General features: G+C 65.4%; 13 protein-coding genes. 7 read left to right on the top strand and 6 right to left on the bottom strand.

The window, feature by feature from the left end; all coding sequences use genetic code 11:
* The first annotated feature begins 13 nt into the window (after window positions 1-13).
* The 6 genes from OC534_RS09725 (at window position 14) to OC534_RS09700 (ending at window position 8,105) form a co-directional block, all read left to right on the top strand.
* On the top strand, window positions 14-4,699 hold the full coding sequence (locus OC534_RS09725; RefSeq protein WP_262071720.1) for an RHS repeat-associated core domain-containing protein: 4,686 nt from the start codon (window positions 14-16) through the stop codon (window positions 4,697-4,699).
* 25 nt (window positions 4,700-4,724) lie between these two features.
* A complete protein-coding gene (locus OC534_RS09720; RefSeq protein WP_165699842.1) occupies window positions 4,725-5,270 on the top strand; it encodes a DUF4303 domain-containing protein in 546 nt (181 codons plus the stop codon).
* Between the two features lie 366 nt (window positions 5,271-5,636).
* The gene (locus OC534_RS09715; RefSeq protein WP_262071719.1) at window positions 5,637-6,077 is read left to right on the top strand and encodes an SMI1/KNR4 family protein; all 441 of its coding nucleotides are present in this window, start codon (window positions 5,637-5,639) and stop codon (window positions 6,075-6,077) included.
* A 363-nt stretch (window positions 6,078-6,440) separates the two neighbouring features.
* Window positions 6,441-6,890 (top strand): SMI1/KNR4 family protein, encoded by a 450-nt coding sequence (locus OC534_RS09710; RefSeq protein ID WP_168355662.1) that lies wholly within the window; start codon window positions 6,441-6,443, stop codon window positions 6,888-6,890.
* Window positions 6,891-7,132: 242 nt separating this feature from the next.
* On the top strand, window positions 7,133-7,357 hold the full coding sequence (locus OC534_RS09705; protein ID WP_262071718.1) for a hypothetical protein: 225 nt from the start codon (window positions 7,133-7,135) through the stop codon (window positions 7,355-7,357).
* 175 nt (window positions 7,358-7,532) lie between these two features.
* A complete protein-coding gene (locus OC534_RS09700) occupies window positions 7,533-8,105 on the top strand; it encodes an Ax21 family protein (protein WP_262071717.1) in 573 nt (190 codons plus the stop codon).
* Window positions 8,106-8,219: 114 nt separating this feature from the next.
* Here OC534_RS09700 and OC534_RS09695 read toward each other — a convergent pair whose 3' ends face one another.
* From OC534_RS09695 to OC534_RS09685, 3 genes are read right to left on the bottom strand one after another with little or no spacing between them, the layout of a single operon-like run.
* Window positions 8,220-9,152: an alpha/beta hydrolase gene (locus OC534_RS09695; RefSeq protein WP_262071716.1), complete on the bottom strand. Its 933-nt coding sequence runs from the start codon at window positions 9,150-9,152 to the stop codon at window positions 8,220-8,222.
* Window positions 9,149-10,042 carry an alpha/beta hydrolase gene (locus tag OC534_RS09690; protein ID WP_262071715.1) on the bottom strand — a complete coding sequence of 298 codons (894 nt, stop codon included), beginning with the start codon at window positions 10,040-10,042 and terminating at the stop codon, window positions 9,149-9,151. Before OC534_RS09690 ends, OC534_RS09695 begins: the two co-directional genes overlap by 4 nt.
* Window positions 10,042-11,097: a sugar phosphate isomerase/epimerase family protein gene (locus OC534_RS09685; RefSeq protein ID WP_017355196.1), complete on the bottom strand. Its 1,056-nt coding sequence runs from the start codon at window positions 11,095-11,097 to the stop codon at window positions 10,042-10,044. Before OC534_RS09685 ends, OC534_RS09690 begins: the two co-directional genes overlap by 1 nt.
* A gap of 112 nt (window positions 11,098-11,209) precedes the next feature.
* On the opposite strand from OC534_RS09685, the gene OC534_RS09680 reads away from it, so the two are divergent.
* Window positions 11,210-11,806 (top strand): TetR/AcrR family transcriptional regulator, encoded by a 597-nt coding sequence (locus tag OC534_RS09680; protein WP_136006780.1) that lies wholly within the window; start codon window positions 11,210-11,212, stop codon window positions 11,804-11,806.
* A gap of 15 nt (window positions 11,807-11,821) precedes the next feature.
* On the opposite strand, the gene OC534_RS09675 is transcribed toward OC534_RS09680, so the two are convergent.
* Genes OC534_RS09675 through OC534_RS09665 form a run of 3 tightly spaced genes read right to left on the bottom strand, consistent with a single transcriptional unit; the run spans window position 11,822 to window position 14,894 of the window.
* Entirely contained in the window at window positions 11,822-12,925 is a 1,104-nt protein-coding gene (locus OC534_RS09675; protein WP_262071714.1) for a sugar kinase, read from the bottom strand.
* On the bottom strand, window positions 12,922-14,103 hold the full coding sequence (locus tag OC534_RS09670; RefSeq protein WP_262071713.1) for a GDSL-type esterase/lipase family protein: 1,182 nt from the start codon (window positions 14,101-14,103) through the stop codon (window positions 12,922-12,924). The genes OC534_RS09675 and OC534_RS09670 overlap by 4 nt, the downstream gene beginning before the upstream one ends.
* Window positions 14,104-14,138: 35 nt before the next feature.
* Window positions 14,139-14,894 carry a glucose 1-dehydrogenase gene (locus OC534_RS09665; RefSeq protein WP_017356893.1) on the bottom strand — a complete coding sequence of 252 codons (756 nt, stop codon included), beginning with the start codon at window positions 14,892-14,894 and terminating at the stop codon, window positions 14,139-14,141.
* Window positions 14,895-14,910: the final 16 nt, after the last annotated feature.

Genomic DNA, 14,910 nt, shown 5'->3' with positions numbered 1-14,910 from the left:
ACGGAGGGCCGCCATGAGCATCGCCGCCAAACATTTCGATCCGCAGCTGGGCATCGACATCCATATGTACGCGGTGCCGCCGTGCCCGCTGCCCACCCCGCACATCGGCCTGGTGCTGGACCCGTTCGACTACATCCCCTTCATCGGCTCCACGGTCAAGGTCAACGGCGTTCACCGCGGCACCGCCGGGACCGGTGGCCTGGACATCCACATCCCGCTGGGCGTGTGGGGCCCGCCGCTGGCCGCGCCGATGGGCCCGCAGTTCGACGGCGAGGAGATCTTCATGGGCAGCCGCACCGTGTCGGCCGATGGCGAGCCGTTCTCGCGCCTGGCCATGCCCGTGCTGGACTGCAACCTGGCCGGCATGATCAACCCGTTCCGGGCCAAGAAGCCGAAGAAGCCGCTGCGCGCGATGTCGCTGCCCACCGGCTTGAACGTGGCCATTCCCACCAGCGTCAAGATCGGCGGCCCGCCCACCGTGTCGTGGACCGCGCTGGCCTTCCGCGCCGCCTTTGCCGGGCTCGGCAAGCTGCGCAAAAGCGATTTCTTCCGCAAGAAGATGGACGCCTTCGCCGAATGGCGCCGCGCCCGCTGGGGGCACCTGCCGTCGGGCACGCTCAAGTGCAAGGTGCTGCGCGCCGAGCCGGTGGACATCCGCGACGGCAGCGTCTCGGTCACCCACGAAGACTTCAGCATCCCCGGCCGCCTGCCGCTGGCCTGGCGCCGCGTGTACGCCTCGCGCCACGCACAGCGCCAAGGCGCCTGCGGCTTCGGCTGGCAGACCCCGGCCGACATCGCGCTGGCACTGGCCCCGGATGGCAGCGCCTGGCTGTCCGGCCCGGACCAGGTGGCCTTCTTCCCCGAGCTGCCGCGCCGCGACGGCGCCGACGTGGCGGTCCTGGACTTCGTCGATGGCGCGCGCCTGTGGCGGCAGCAGGGCCAGTGGATCGTGCGGTTCAAGGGCGGCCTGCACTACCGCTTCGACGGCGCTGCCGCGCCCGGCGTGGCCCAGCTGCCGCAGGAGCAGCACCTGCCGATCGAGCGCATCGAAGACAGCTGCGGCAACTTCTGGCGCTTCGAGCGCCGCGACGGCCATCTGGTGCGCATCGTCGAACGCGGCGTGGACGACCAGCAGGGCCGCTACATCGCCGTCACCGCGCGCCACGGGCGGATCGACGACCTGCAGCTGCACGATCCCGCCACCGGCCTGAACCACCCGCTTGCGAGCTACCGCTACACCGACGGCGACCTGATCGCCGCCGTGGACCCGCTCGGCGCCCCGCGTACCTTCGGCTACACCCAGCACCACATGGTGCGCCACACCGACCGCGTCGGCCTGTCCTTCTACTACGCGTTCGACGCACAGTGGCGCGTGGTGCACTCCTGGGGCGACGGCGGTCTGTACGACTACCACTTCGACTACGACGCGCTTCTGCGCGAAACCCGCATCACCGACTCGCTGGGCAACGTGTCGCTGGTCAAGTTCGATGAAAACCGTCTGCCGCTGTGCGAGATCGACCCGCTGGATGGGGTGACCATCTTCGAGTACGACGATGTTGGCCGCACCGTGGCGGTGACCGACCCGGAGGGACTGCGCACCGGCTTCGAGTACGACGAACGCGGGAACCTGGTGGTGCTGGTGCGGGCGGATGGAACCACGCTGCAGCAGCAGTTCGATGACCAGGACCAGCTGCTCGCCGTCACCGATCCGGAGGGCAACACCTGGCAGCAGCACTACGACACCCGCGGCCTGCTCATCGAGCAGACCGACCCACTGCAGGCCGCCACCCGCTACACGTACGATGCCTACGGCCTGCTGCAGGCCCAGACCAGCCCCCGCGGCGCCGTCACCGCCGTCGGCTACGACCGCCACGGCCTGGTGACCAGTGTGCTGGACCCGCTTGGCCACCAAAGCCGGTACCAGCACGACCCGCTGGGGCGTCTGCTGTACCAGACCGACCCGCTTGGCCAGACCACGGCCTACGAGTACGACGCCAAGGGCCGCCTGCTGGGCGTGCAGGCGCCCGACAGCAGCGGCGTGCGCTGTGAGTACGACGCCGAAGACCAGCTCATCACCTACCTGGACGAAGCGGGCGCGCGCACCCGCCTGCAGTACGTGGGCATCGGCCAGATCGGCAAGCGCGTGCAGGCCGATGGGCACGTGGTCGAGTACCGCTACGACACCGAAGAGCAGCTGATCGGCGTGGTCAACCAGCGCGGCGAGCACTACCTGCTCAACCGCGATCCGCTCGGCCGGATCGTCGAGGAAATCGACTACTGGGGCCAGTCGCGCCATTACAGCTACGATGCCGCTGGACGCCTCACCACCACCGTGGACCCGCTTGGCCAACGCATCGTCTTCGCCACCGACAAGCTCGGGCGCATCACCGCCAAGACCCTGCCGGACATCCGCCAGCCGGGTCGCCAGGTCAAGGAAACCTTCCAGTACGACGCGCGCGGCCAGCTTGTCGACCTGCGCAACGCGCACCGCCACGTCACCCGCCGCTTCGACCCGCTGGGCCAGTTGCTGGAGGAGATCCAGGATGGCTTCCGTGTCGGCTACGCCTACGACGAGGCCGGCAACCGCACCCAGCGACAGACCAGCGCCGGCAATGCCATCGCGTTCGCCTACGATCTGTGCGACCAGGTCAGCGAGATCGGCATCAACGACGAAGTGCCGATCACCCTCGAGCGCGACGCGCTGGGACGCACCACGCGCGAGCAGCTGAGCCCGCACCTTGAGCGACGCTTCGACTACGACGCGCGCAACCTGCTCACCGCGCAGACCGTACTGCGTGACGCCGCCCCGCTGTTCGACACCCGCTACGACTACGATCGCACCGGCAACCTCACCCGCCGCCAGGACAGTGCGCAAGGCGTGGACGAGTACCGCTACGACGCCATAGGGCGACTGCTCGCGCATACCGATCCGAAGGGCGTGCTGCACCCGTACTACAACGACCCGGCCGGCGATCGCCTGCGCACCGACATCCGCGAAGTGCGTATGCGCAAGGTGGCTGGCGGCGATGACCAGGCCGAGGTGCTGTGGACGCGCGAGGGCACCTACCAGGGCGTGCACTACGTGTTCGACCGCGCCGGCGACATGGTACGCAAGGGCAGCCCGGGGGGCGGGGATGCGAGCGACCTGGAGCTGATCTGGGATGCCAACCATCGTTTGGCCGAGAGCCGGCGGGACGGCAAGAGCACGTACTACGGCTACGACCCGCTGGGCCGCCGTGTGTTCAAGCGCAACCCGACGGAGACCACGTGGTTCTTCTGGGACGGCGATGCACTGCTGGGCGAGGTGAAGCAGGCCAACGACGCCGAGGACGCTGCACCGGTGTGGGTGGACAACGTGGCCAGCCTGATCGAAGTGAAGCGGCGGCAACGACGGTTGGAGAAGTTGCATGAGGGGGTGCGGGAGTATGTGTACTACCCGCGAAGCTTTGTGCCGTTGGCGATGCTGGAGAGGCGAGGTGATTCATCTGCCGGCACTGGTAGTGAACTGGAGTCAGAACCTTACTATCGAGTTGACACTGTTGGGCGTGACGCGCAGTCCCCGTCTGTTTCGCTTTCTAGCGTCGTAACGACAGCCGACGGCTCCGGTCAGCGTCCAGAACGTGACAGCTCTCCGCCTGGAAGACTACGCTCAGCGGACTACAGCGCAAACGGATTGGGTACGCTTGGCAACCTCTCGCTTGCGAATCAAGACGCGGCGATTGGCTTGCCTGTCGAAAGAGCTGGGCAAGCCAGTTTGCAGCCCGAGAGTGCTTGGGGTACCAGGCTGGGGGCTACTGGTCTTGGACTCGATAGAACGGTGGCATCGAACCCCAAAGATGCGGTTAAGCCTCTTGGGCAGCAGACTCCTACGACGCACCGTAATCCGGCTCGTCCATTGTCCGAAAGCGGCACGGCACCCGATGAGTTGGTGCATACCGAATCAGATGGGCGACTACTAGACGCGGTCCATGCATCTACGGAGACGCTAAACGGAGCGAGCAATAGATTTTTCCTGTACCAGTGTGATCCCAATGGGTGCCCCAATCGAATTTTTACAGCTCAAGGCAGGGTAGCTTGGGTTGCTCCGTCTGAAGACACGCGTGATGACGGTTGCGATGACGAACTGAGCTGCGTTCGTTCGCTCGGTCAGTATCACGATGTGGAAACCGGATTGGTTTACAACCTTGCGCGCTACTTTGACCGGGAGTCGAGTCAGTTCTGTTCGGCCGATCCGATTGGGCTCAGTGGAGGAACAAATCTTTACGCTTACGGACTCAATTACATAAATTGGACAGATCCTTTGGGTCTGACTGGCGGCCGAACGACCGGGGAAAACGCCGACATCCTTCGCCGAAACATGAACCGAGAAGGGAGAGCGGTCGCTCCTGGGCAAGCCGCAGGTCACATCGTTGCGTCAACAGGATCCAAGGGACACTGGGCTGCAGCCGCAGACTCGAGAGATATCCTTTCGGCATATGACATTGAGATCAATGATGCCGCTAATGGTGTTCCAGTGGATCATCCGCGGCCGCACAATAAAATGCACACGAGGAAATTCCACATGGATGTGAAGGCGCGACTGACTGCGGTCGTCGACAGGATGTCTGCAGCTGGATATGGTCATCGTGCGACGAGGAGTGCCCTCCGAAGAGAGTTGCGGCAAATTGGTAGAGAGTTCACGGCTTCGTGCCGAGGTTAGCAAGACGATTCGCGGAGATTTGAGAATGGAAGATGTCAATATTTTGGTGAACTTGGTCGTCAAGGCATTTCGGCCTGCGTTACTCCACTTGTTTAGAAGTGGTGAGAACTTCTACTACTGCACCTTCGTCATGACGGAGGAAGGCCACGCGCCATTTCTTTCGGCGTGGTCTGAAGAGGCACTTGCAAGGGCAGTGGACGAAAGCGGCGAAGGCCCGGAAGTAGCTGCGGAACTGAAATGGTCGTATGCAGATTCTCCATACGTTGACTTTGGAAGCGAACACACTGAAGAGCTTCGCGCGCCCTTCCTCGCCAGGCCGAACCTACAAGACCTCAGTATCGATGAGTGGGAAAGGGAGATTGAGTTCCGCATGGCTGCTGTAGAGCAGGCCGCACGCCAGTTGGATGAAGAGGGTACATTCGGCACAGGGCAGCGTCGCAGCAAGCTACTTGTCGCAGTGGAGATCATGCCTCCAGTGCCTTCCAACGTAGACCGCGTGGCGCGGCTGAACGACACTGACTCGCAAATCTTCAAGCAGTGGTTGGAGGAGGCTGCAGAAGTGGACGATTGAGTTCGTTTGCATATTCCTTCTTGCTTTGGAGTGCGCATGAAGAGGCTCTAAGGAACCCGCCACTTCGACGGCGCTACCGGCGACCTCACCAGGAAAAGGGCGTTGTGCGTCGACACATGAACAAAGGAAATGCCGTGCTGATGGAAGTGATCACTGATTGCTAGGGTGATGAACTAGTTCCAAGGTCAGTAACTATGTACGTCATAGATGCTTGGGAAAATGTTCTTGTGGATGCGACTGCTACGAATGGGTCTCGACACGTCAAGCAAAGCTTCAGGATTTGGGGTCTGAGATGGACGAAAGAATACTCAAACAATTGATCCTTCAAGTTCAGTGGCTGCTAGAAGCTCACTTGACCTAATTCGCGTGGAAGGTTTCAGGCTCCCGGGATCCTACTGCGAATTTGCAGCGACGCTCGGTTATGGCCGCTTTGGCGGCTTGGCCATCATCTATTCGGGCGTGCCCGAACACCAAGATTCAATTCTAGTTCAGGGCGCACGCGCCAAAGGGTTCATAAATGATGCTGTCGCCGATGACTACTTCGAGTTCGAGCCGGACGGGGATAATGAAATCGCCGCTCGCCTGTATCCCTTTGCAGCCAGCGAGAACGGTGAGTGCTTTGCCTGGGATATCAACGAAAAGCGCGCGGGTGAGTATTCGATCTACTGTATTGGTGCTCGAATGGCGGGTCTTCGGTATGCGGCAGAGTCACTGGGCGAACTGCTTGAGAAACTATGCAGTGGATCCATCAAGGATGTGATGAGGTCCGGGTACGCTCCTCTGCTTCCTACGTTTGAAGGCTTGTGATTGTTTAAATTCATGGGTGATTTTTGCCGGGCATCGACGTCTAGCGCTGGATGCCAGCGGCTGAGGTGGCGAAGAAGATCAAGTTTTCGGCTGGTGACGTGTCTATGATTCCGGACAACATTGGACGGCTTGATCGGGAGAGCTCATGGAGTGTCGTGTCGATGGCTTGATGCCATGAACTACAGCGGTAGCGATGGTGCGTATCTGACCAGCCACACGAGTGCGTGGTTTGTCGCAGGGAAAATCCCTGTCAGGATTGCGGTGAAGTGATGCCAGTTCGCAACATAGTTGCGTTGCGTATTGAGGAAGGTGCGTGCTGCGTTCTGACGCGTGGCGTGTCCATTGATGTTCGGGAGCGTGGCAATGTTCGATGTCATTGATGACGTGGTAGCTAAGTCTGCCCGGTTGAAAGTGTTCCCAGGGCAGGGCGTGCCCCACGCCCTGATTGAGGATGCGGAGCGTGAGCTCGGCATCCCGTTGCCCGATACGTATAAGGCGTGGCTGCTCAGGTACGGGAATCTGAGTGTTGGCGACACGCAGGTGTTCACACTTGCGCCCATAGAGGACCGGGATATCGCCGATGATGATCTGGTGTACAACACCCGCCTTGCCGTGGAAAATGGATTTCCTCCGCTTGGTCTTCTCCCAGTTTTTATTCCGGGGTCAGATGAAGCGTTCTATTTTGATACAAGGGGAGGGTTGAAGGAGGGGGAGTACCCTGTCGTCAGGTTTGATCATGATGAAGGTGTGTTTCACTTTTTCTCTCCGTCCTTCCTCGAGTTCATGATCACGTTGGTGCACGTGTACCGATAGGGTCTTGCGCGGCGCCTTGCCCGCTATCCTGTGCACTTCTCAGTCCGGCAGGAGCCGATGATGGGAAGCGACAGATACTTTGATCTTGTTCCCGGGGGTGCGGGCAGTTCCAGGGTAGGCGGATGTTCGCCGGATGCGCTGGTGAAGTCCGGGCAGGCACGTCCCGGTGCACGGTTCTTCGTGTGCCTCGCGGGGTCCGACTTCCCGCAACCGGGGGCGGTGACATCGACGGGGCATGGTTCGTGAAGGTTGGCAGTGGGCGCCGACTGATCCAGGAAGAGGATTACTACGTACGCACCTTGATTCGCGATGGCTGCGAGTTCCTCCTTCAGGTGGACGAGAACGGATTTCCGGAGGGGTTCGTGCTTGGCGACTATCCATTCGGTTATGGCGCTCTATGCGTGTATGGGAAGCGCGGCATCGGCGGTGAGGTGGTGGAGGTGGCAGCGGGCTTCACCCAGTTCTAGGGCGCCAGCAACGCACCTGCGCAGGCGCGCGTATGCCAGAGCGCGCCTGAACCGCCGCAGAAAATTCACGGTTCGCGCAGCGGCCGCTTTCAGGGCGGGTTCGGGCGAATAACGGAGAATTTACATTTCCAAGGCGGCACGCAGTGCGCCGCTGCAAGAACAGAGGTGTACCCCCATGAAGACTTCCCTGATTGCTCTGGCGCTCGCCGCCGCCCTGCCGTTCGCCGCGTCCGCTGCCGAAGGCCTGTCCTACAACTACGCTGAAGGCGATTACGTCAAGACCGACGCCGACGGCGGCAAGGCCGACGGTTGGGGCGTGAAGGGTTCCTACGGGTTCCTGCCGAACTTCCACGCCTTTGGCGAGTACAACCAGCAGAAGACCGACATCGGCAACTTCAAGGTTGATCAGTGGCGCGTGGGCGTGGGCTACAACCAGGAAATCGGCAACAGCACCGACTTCGTGGGCCGCGTGGCCTACAACAAGTTCGACCCGAAGGAAGGCCTGGACTTCAACGGCTACAGCGCTGAAGCCGGTATCCGTACCGCGTTCGGCCAGCACGCCGAAGTCTACGCAATGGCGGGCTACGAGGACTACAGCAAGAAGCACGGCATCAATCCGGATGGCCAGTTCTACGGCCGCCTGGGTGGCCAGGTGAAGCTGAACCAGAACTGGGGCATCAACGGCGATATCAAGATGGATCGCCACGGTTACAAGGAATGGTCGGTCGGCCCGCGCTTCAGCTGGTAAGCGCTGTCTGACGGCATCGCCACGCGCCGTAGTGGTGTGGCAGAAAAGGCCCGGCACTGCCGGGCCTTTTTCGTGGGCGCTACCACCACGCCTGTGCGCACGCCGCAGGACCGCCTACATCACCTCGGCCAGCAGGGCCGCACTGCGGTCCAGCAGGATGCGCGATGCCGGTGCGGCGCCCAGCAGGTGCAGGCACGCATGCACCATGCCCGGCAACCGCTCGCACCGTACCGGTACCCCGGCCAGCTGCAGGCGGCGCGCGTAGTGCTCGCCCTCATCGCGCAGCGGGTCGTGGTCGCAGACCAGGATGCTGGCGGCGGGCAGCCCGGTCAGGTCCTGCGCGCGTGCAGGCACCGCGTACGGGCTGGCCAGGCTGTGGGCGCCCACATAGGCCTCCCAGCAGCGCTGCATCAGTGCGGTGGTGAGAAAGTGGCCTTCGCCGTAGCGGCGGTGGCTGTCGGTGTCCACCGCCGTATCCAGTGCCGGGTACAGCAGCAGCTGGTGATGGATGGGCGGGCCGCCGCGGTCGCGCGCCAGCAGCGCCACGCCGGCGGCGAGGTTGCCGCCGGCGCTGTCACCGCCGACCAGCAGGCGGGAAGGATCGACATCTAGGGCGGCGGCGGTGCGGTGGCTCCAGTCCAGCACCGCATACACGTCTTCCAGCGGCACCGGGAAGGGGTGCTCCGGTGCCAACCGGTAGGCCATCGCGATCACCACGCAGCCGCTTGCATTGGCCAGGGCACGGCACGGGTTGTCGTACACCGCCAGCGAGCCCTGGAACCAGCCGCCGCCATGCGCGAACACCAGGCCTGGCCGCGCGTGGCCAGGCGTGTGTCCGGCGGGCCAGTACACCCGTACGCCGATGGCGTGGCCATCGGTGGCGGCCACGAGGACATCGCGGACTGCCGCGACGTCCTCGAGTGGGCCCTGCAGTGCCGGCAGTGCCGTCTCGCTGGCCGCGCGGAGGTCCAGCAGCGATGCCTCGGCCACTGCCGACGGCGGTGGCAGTGCAGCCAGGAAGCGCGCGATATCCGGGTCCAGGCTCATGCCTGGCACGCCGGCAGCAGGAACGGCAGCAGCTGGGCCAGGAAGGCCTCGGGCGCTTCTTCCATGACGAAGTGGCCGCAGTCGGCAATCATCGCCCCGCGCAGGTCGCTGGCATGGGCGCGCATGGTGTCCATCGGCATGTCGGCGGTGGCGTGCTCGGCCCCGATCGCCAGGACCGGCATCGCCAGCGGGGTGAGCGCACGTTGACGGTTCTGGCGGATCGTTTCGGGAATGGCGCGGTAGTAGCCGAAGCCACCGCTGAGCCCGCCCGGTGCCGAGTACGCGCGGATGTACACCTCGCAGGCCACCGCTTCGCGGCGATGCGCCCAGCGGTCGAACATGAAGGTCAGGTAGGCACGCTCGCGCCCGGCGATCAGCGCCTCGGGCAGGTCGCGTACCTGGTTGAACATGAAGTGCCACAGGAAGATGTTGTCTTCCGGTGCCACGAACACCGGCGGCGCCTCGGCCAGGCCGGGAATCACCGCTTCGGTGATCGCCAGCCGCTGCACGGCGTCGGGCTGGTCGCTGGCCAGCGCATAGGCCACCCACATGCCTACATCGTGGCCCACCACCTGGTAGCGCGCGTGGCCGAGCTGCTGCATCAGCACGTGCAGGGTGGCGGCGGTGGCGCCGGTGTCGTAGCCGTGCGCCGGCGTGTCCGAATCGCCGGTGCCAGGCGGGTCCACGGCAATCGCCTGGAACCCTTGTGCGGCGAGCGCCTGCATGATGTGCCGCCAGGCATACCAGGTCTGCGGCCAGCCGGGGATCAGCAGCACCGGCCGCCCCTGGCCGAGGATCGCGCAGTGCACGCTGCGCCCCTCGATGCGGACATGGCGGTGCACCACGCCGTCCAGCGCGGCGGAGGTGGAATGGTCGTGTACGGTTTTCATCAGTGGATCCCCAGCATGCCGTGGATCTGCGCACGGCTGACCGGGGCACCGGCGAAGTCGTCGAAGATGCGATCGGTGACCTTGATGATGTGTGCATTGATGAACGCCACGCCCTCGCGCGCGCCGTCCTCCTGGTTTTTCAGGCAGCACTCCCATTCCAGCGTGGCCCAGCCGTCGTAGTCGTACTGGGCCAGCTTGGAGAAGATGCCCTTGAAGTCCACCTGGCCGTCGCCGAGGGAGCGGAAACGTCCGGCGCGTTCGGTCCAGCCGCTGTAGCCGCCGTAGATGCCCTGGCGCCCGCTCGGATTGAATTCGGCATCCTTGATGTGGACCATGCCGATGAAATCGCGGTAGATGTCCAGGAAGCTCAGGTAGTCCAGCTGCTGCAGGACGAAGTGGCTGGGATCGAACAGGATACGGCAGCGACGGTGCATGCCCACGGCGGCATGGAAGCGCTCGAAGCTGGTGCCGTCGTGCAGGTCTTCGCTGGGATGGATCTCGTAGCAGAGGTCGATGCCGTGCGCGTCGCAGACATCCAGGATCGGCAACCAGCGCCGCGCCAGTTCCTCGAACGCGGCATCGATGAGCCCTTCCGGCCGCTGCGGGAACGGGAACAGGTACGGCCAGGCGAAGGCGCCGGAGAAGGTGCCCATCCGGTCCAGGCCCAGCCGCTGCGAGGCTTTCGCGGCCAGTTTGAGCCGTTCCACCGCCCACGCGGTGCGTGCGGCCGGGTCGCCGTGCAGGGCGGCCGGCGCGAAGCTGTCGCAGAGCGCGTCATAGGCAGGGTGCACCGCCACCAGCTGGCCGAAGATGTGGGTGGTGAGTTCGCTGATCACCAGCCCGTGGCTGGCCAGCATCGCGATCAGGTCGTCGCAGTACTGCTGGCTGTGCGCGGCCTGTTCCACATCGAACAGACGTTCGTCCCACGCCGGAATCTGCAGGGCCTTGAAGCCCTGGCCGGCGGCCCACGCGGCGATGGAAGGCAGGTCATTGAAGGGAGCCTGATCGGCGCTGAACTGGGCCAGATGCAGGCTGGGGCCTTTAAGGGTACGCATGTAGGTGTTGCCTTATTATTTGTCGATCGACAAAGAATAGGCCGCAGATTCGTTCCGGTCAACGCCCGGTTTGGATAGAATCGCCGCACCGCTTCAATCCGTAGTGATGCTCATGGCCGGCCGCCCCCGCGAATTCGACAAGGACCACGCCCTCAAGCAGGCGATGCTGCTGTTCTGGGAGCGCGGGTATGAGGGCACCTCGATGTCGGCGCTGGTGGAGGCGCTGGGTATCGCCTCGGCGCGTATCTATGCGGCCTTCGGCAGCAAGGAGCAGTTGTTCCGCGAGGCGGTGGCGCTTTACGAAGCGGGCGATGGCGGCTTTGCCGACCGGGCACTGCGCGAGCAGGCGGTGCGCCCGGCGATCGAGCGCATGCTGCACGATGCCGTGCTGACCTACACGCGGCGCGGCCGCGCGCAGGGCTGCCTGGTGGTGTCGGCGGCCACCAGCACCGCACCGGAGAACGAGGCTGTGATGGACTGGCTGGCCGAGCACCGCCGCCAGCGCACCGCGCAGATCATCACGCGCCTGCGGCAGGCGGCCAGCGCCGGCGAACTGCCCGACGGCAGCGACGTACAGGCGCTGGGTGACTACTACGCCACCGTACTGCACGGCATTTCCACCCAGGCACGCGATGGCGCCAGCCGCGCGCGCCTGCTGGCCGCCGTGAGCGTGGCGATGCAGGCGTTGCCGGTGCGGCCAACGGCCTGATGAACCCGGCGCGGCTCAGCGCCGCGCCGCCGCGCCGTCGCCGCGGGCCACCGCCTCCACTTCCTGCAGGCTGGCGCACGCGGTGTCACCCGGCGTGGACATGGCCAGTGCGCCATGCGCCGCGCCCAGGTCCACGGCGGCCTGTTCGCCCTTGCCGCTGAGCAGGGCGTGGACCACGCCGGCCACGAATGCATCGCCGCCGCCCACCCGGTCCAACAGGTCCACCTCGCGCGTGCGCGAGAGGAACAGCCGCTCGCGGGTGCGCAGCGCACCGGCCCAGCCGTGGCGCGCGGCCGTGGCGGCATCGCGCAGGGTGAACGCCACCGCCTGCAGATCCGGGAAGCGCGTCAGCGCCCGCAGCGCGGCGGCATCGGCCGGGCCCACGTCCATCGGTGTGGTCCGCTTGCCCAGGTCGTCCAGGTCCATGCCCAGGCACGCGGCAAAGGAATACTCGTCGCCCACCAGCAGGTCGCACTCGGCGGCGATCGCGCAGTTGGCATGGCGCGCCGCGTCCGGATCGGGATGGCTTTCCCACAGGCTGGCGCGGTAGTTGAGGTCGTAGGACACTGCTACCCCGTGCCGGCGCGCGGCCCGCACGGCGGTGATCGCGGTCTGCGCGCTGTGTTCGGAGAGGGCCGCGAAGATGCCGCCGGTATGCAGCCAACGTGCGCCATCGCGACCGAACACCGTCTCCCAGTCGATCTCGTGCGGCTGCAGCTGCGCGGCAGCCGAACCCGCGCGGTCGGATACCCCCAGCGGCGCGCGCACGCCGAAGCCGCGTTCGGTGAAGTTGAGCCCCATGCGCGTGTTGCGGCCGATGCCGTCGTAATCGCGCCAGAGGATCTGGCTGGCATCCACGCCACCGGCCTGGATCAACTGCCGGGCCAGTTCGCCCAGCTCGTTGCGCGGCAACGCGGTCAGGACCGCACTGCGATGGCCGAAGGTGCTGCACAGGCCGCGCGCCACGTTGTACTCGCCGCCGCCTTCCCACACGCTGAACTGGCGCGCGTTGCGCACGCGGCCTTCGCCCGGATCGAAGCGCAGCATCACCTCGCCCAGTGCCAGGGCATCCCAGCGCTGGCCGGTCGATGCCGCCACCGCGAACTGCTGCGCGCTCATCGTGCCTTGCACCCGAGCAGGCCCAGGTCGATGCCGGCAGCCATGCGCCGGTAGCCCTCGTCGTTGGGGTGCAGGTGATCTCGGGTGATGTCCTCGGGCAGGTTCTCCGGGGTGGACGGATCGCGCAGGATCGCGTCGAAGTCGATCAGCGCGTCGTAGCCGCTGCGGCCGCCGCGCATCCAGGTGTTGAGCGTGGTGCGGGTCGCCGCCGACAGCGGTTCGTAGCGGTCCGAGCCGCCGAACGGGGTGATGGTGGCGGCGATCGCGCCGATGCCGTTGCCGTGCAGGCGCTCGGCGATCTGGCGGTAGCCCAGCACCATGTCCTCGGCGTTGCGGCCGGCCTTGGGCGGGGTGCCGCCATCGTGGCGGATGTCGTTGATGCCTTCGAACACGATCACCTTGCTCACGTTGGGCAGGGCGATCACATCGCGGTCCAGACGCGCCAGCGCGCTGTGGCTGCGGCCGTGGTCCATGACCTTGTTGCCGCTGATGCCGGCGTTGACCACCACCACCTGGTCCGGGCAGGCCTGCTGCAGGCGGCTGGCCAGCAGCGCCGGCCAGTCGCCGTTGCTGCCGCGCGTGGCGGTGGCGCCTTCGGTGATCGAATCGCCCAGGGCGACCACCACCACCGGCCTGGTGGCGCGCTCGGCCAGCACCGCCGATACGACGTTCTGCCGGTAGGCCAGTTTCACCTTGTCGCCCACCTCGGCCTGGCGGCCGTCGGCGATGCGCAGCGCGGTGCGCCGCACCGCAGGCCGGGTCGGCTCGGGGAAGTACACGGTCAGCGATACATCGGCCAAGGCCGGCACCGTCATCGCGACCGGGTCACTGAGCAGCGCGGCACCCACCGGCACCACCACTGCGTTGCGACCGTTGAAGGTGACCAGTTTGGCCGGCGTGGCCGTGCCGGTACGGTGCGCGGTGACCCCGCCGATGGCCAGCGGCGCATCGCCGAGTTCGTTGCTGATGCGGAAGCGCAGTGCGGTGGCCGAGCTGGCCAGGCGCATGTCCTGGCGTACGGTCTGGTTGGCGAACTGTACGGGTGCGTCGGGCGTACCGTCCTTGCGGTCGGGTGCCGGTGAGGCGGTCCACGCCGGCACCCAGACCTGGGCATGGGCGGGCAGCGCAGCGGCGCTGGTGGCAAGTGCAATCGACAATGCAGTGATCCAGCGCAGCATGGCAGCCCTCCCAGGCGGTCAGCGGAACGTGTCTATCAGGAGAAGTAGGTGCCGCCGTTGACGTCGACGTTGGCACCGGTGATGAAGCCGGCGGCGTCCGAGGCCAGGTACACGGCGGTATCGGCCGCTTCCTGCGGGCGACCCTGGCGGCGCAGCGGGGTGTTGCCGGCCACGGCGGTACGCACTTCCGGCTTGGTGAATTCGTCGTGGAAGCGGGTGGCGATCATGCCGCAGCACAGCGCGTTGACGCGGATGCCGCGGGGGCCGAGTTCCTTGGCCATCGCGCGGGTGAAGGTCATTACGGCTGCCTTGGCCGTGGCGTAGATCGACGCACCCGGACCACCGCCATCACGGCCGGCTTGCGACGCGAAGTTCACGATCGCGCCGCCCTCGGGCATGTGCGGCACCACGGCGTGGGTGGTGAGGAAGACCGAGCTCATGTTGAGGTCCATCACCTTGTGGAAGAACGCTTCGTCGATCTCGGCCAGCGGGCGGCGCTGCACCATGCCGCCGGCAACGTTGACCAGCACGTCGATGCGCTCGCCGAACGCGGCCTGGGTGGCCGCGACCATGCCGGCAACGGCGGCGGCGTCGGTAACGTCGGCGCGGTGCACGATCGCGGTGCCGCCAGCGGCCTGGATCTGCGCCAGGGTGTCCTGCGCGCTGGCTTCGTCGTTGGCGTAGTTGATGCAGACCTTGGCGCCGGCAGCGGCCAGCTTGAGCGAGATCTCGCGGCCGATGTCGCGGCCGCCACCGGTGACGATGGCCACCTTGTCGTTGAATTGGGTCATGGAAAAGCTCCAGTAG

Source organism: Stenotrophomonas sp. Marseille-Q5258, assembly GCF_946900935.1.
GTDB classification, from domain to species: domain Bacteria; phylum Pseudomonadota; class Gammaproteobacteria; order Xanthomonadales; family Xanthomonadaceae; genus Stenotrophomonas; species Stenotrophomonas nematodicola.
This window is presented reverse-complemented; position numbering and strand designations above follow the sequence as displayed.

Coding starts and splice junctions, on each gene's coding strand:
- OC534_RS09725 (WP_262071720.1), top strand. CDS start 14: ATGAGCATCGCCGCCAAACATTTCGATCCGCAGCTGGGCATCGACATC.
- OC534_RS09665 (WP_017356893.1), bottom strand. CDS start 14,894: ATGACCCAATTCAACGACAAGGTGGCCATCGTCACCGGTGGCGGCCGC.
- OC534_RS09685 (WP_017355196.1), bottom strand. CDS start 11,097: ATGCGTACCCTTAAAGGCCCCAGCCTGCATCTGGCCCAGTTCAGCGCC.
- OC534_RS09670 (WP_262071713.1), bottom strand. CDS start 14,103: ATGCTGCGCTGGATCACTGCATTGTCGATTGCACTTGCCACCAGCGCC.
- OC534_RS09675 (WP_262071714.1), bottom strand. CDS start 12,925: ATGAGCGCGCAGCAGTTCGCGGTGGCGGCATCGACCGGCCAGCGCTGG.
- OC534_RS09710 (WP_168355662.1), top strand. CDS start 6,441: ATGTTCGATGTCATTGATGACGTGGTAGCTAAGTCTGCCCGGTTGAAA.
- OC534_RS09720 (WP_165699842.1), top strand. CDS start 4,725: ATGGAAGATGTCAATATTTTGGTGAACTTGGTCGTCAAGGCATTTCGG.
- OC534_RS09680 (WP_136006780.1), top strand. CDS start 11,210: ATGGCCGGCCGCCCCCGCGAATTCGACAAGGACCACGCCCTCAAGCAG.
- OC534_RS09690 (WP_262071715.1), bottom strand. CDS start 10,042: ATGAAAACCGTACACGACCATTCCACCTCCGCCGCGCTGGACGGCGTG.
- OC534_RS09700 (WP_262071717.1), top strand. CDS start 7,533: ATGAAGACTTCCCTGATTGCTCTGGCGCTCGCCGCCGCCCTGCCGTTC.
- OC534_RS09695 (WP_262071716.1), bottom strand. CDS start 9,152: ATGAGCCTGGACCCGGATATCGCGCGCTTCCTGGCTGCACTGCCACCG.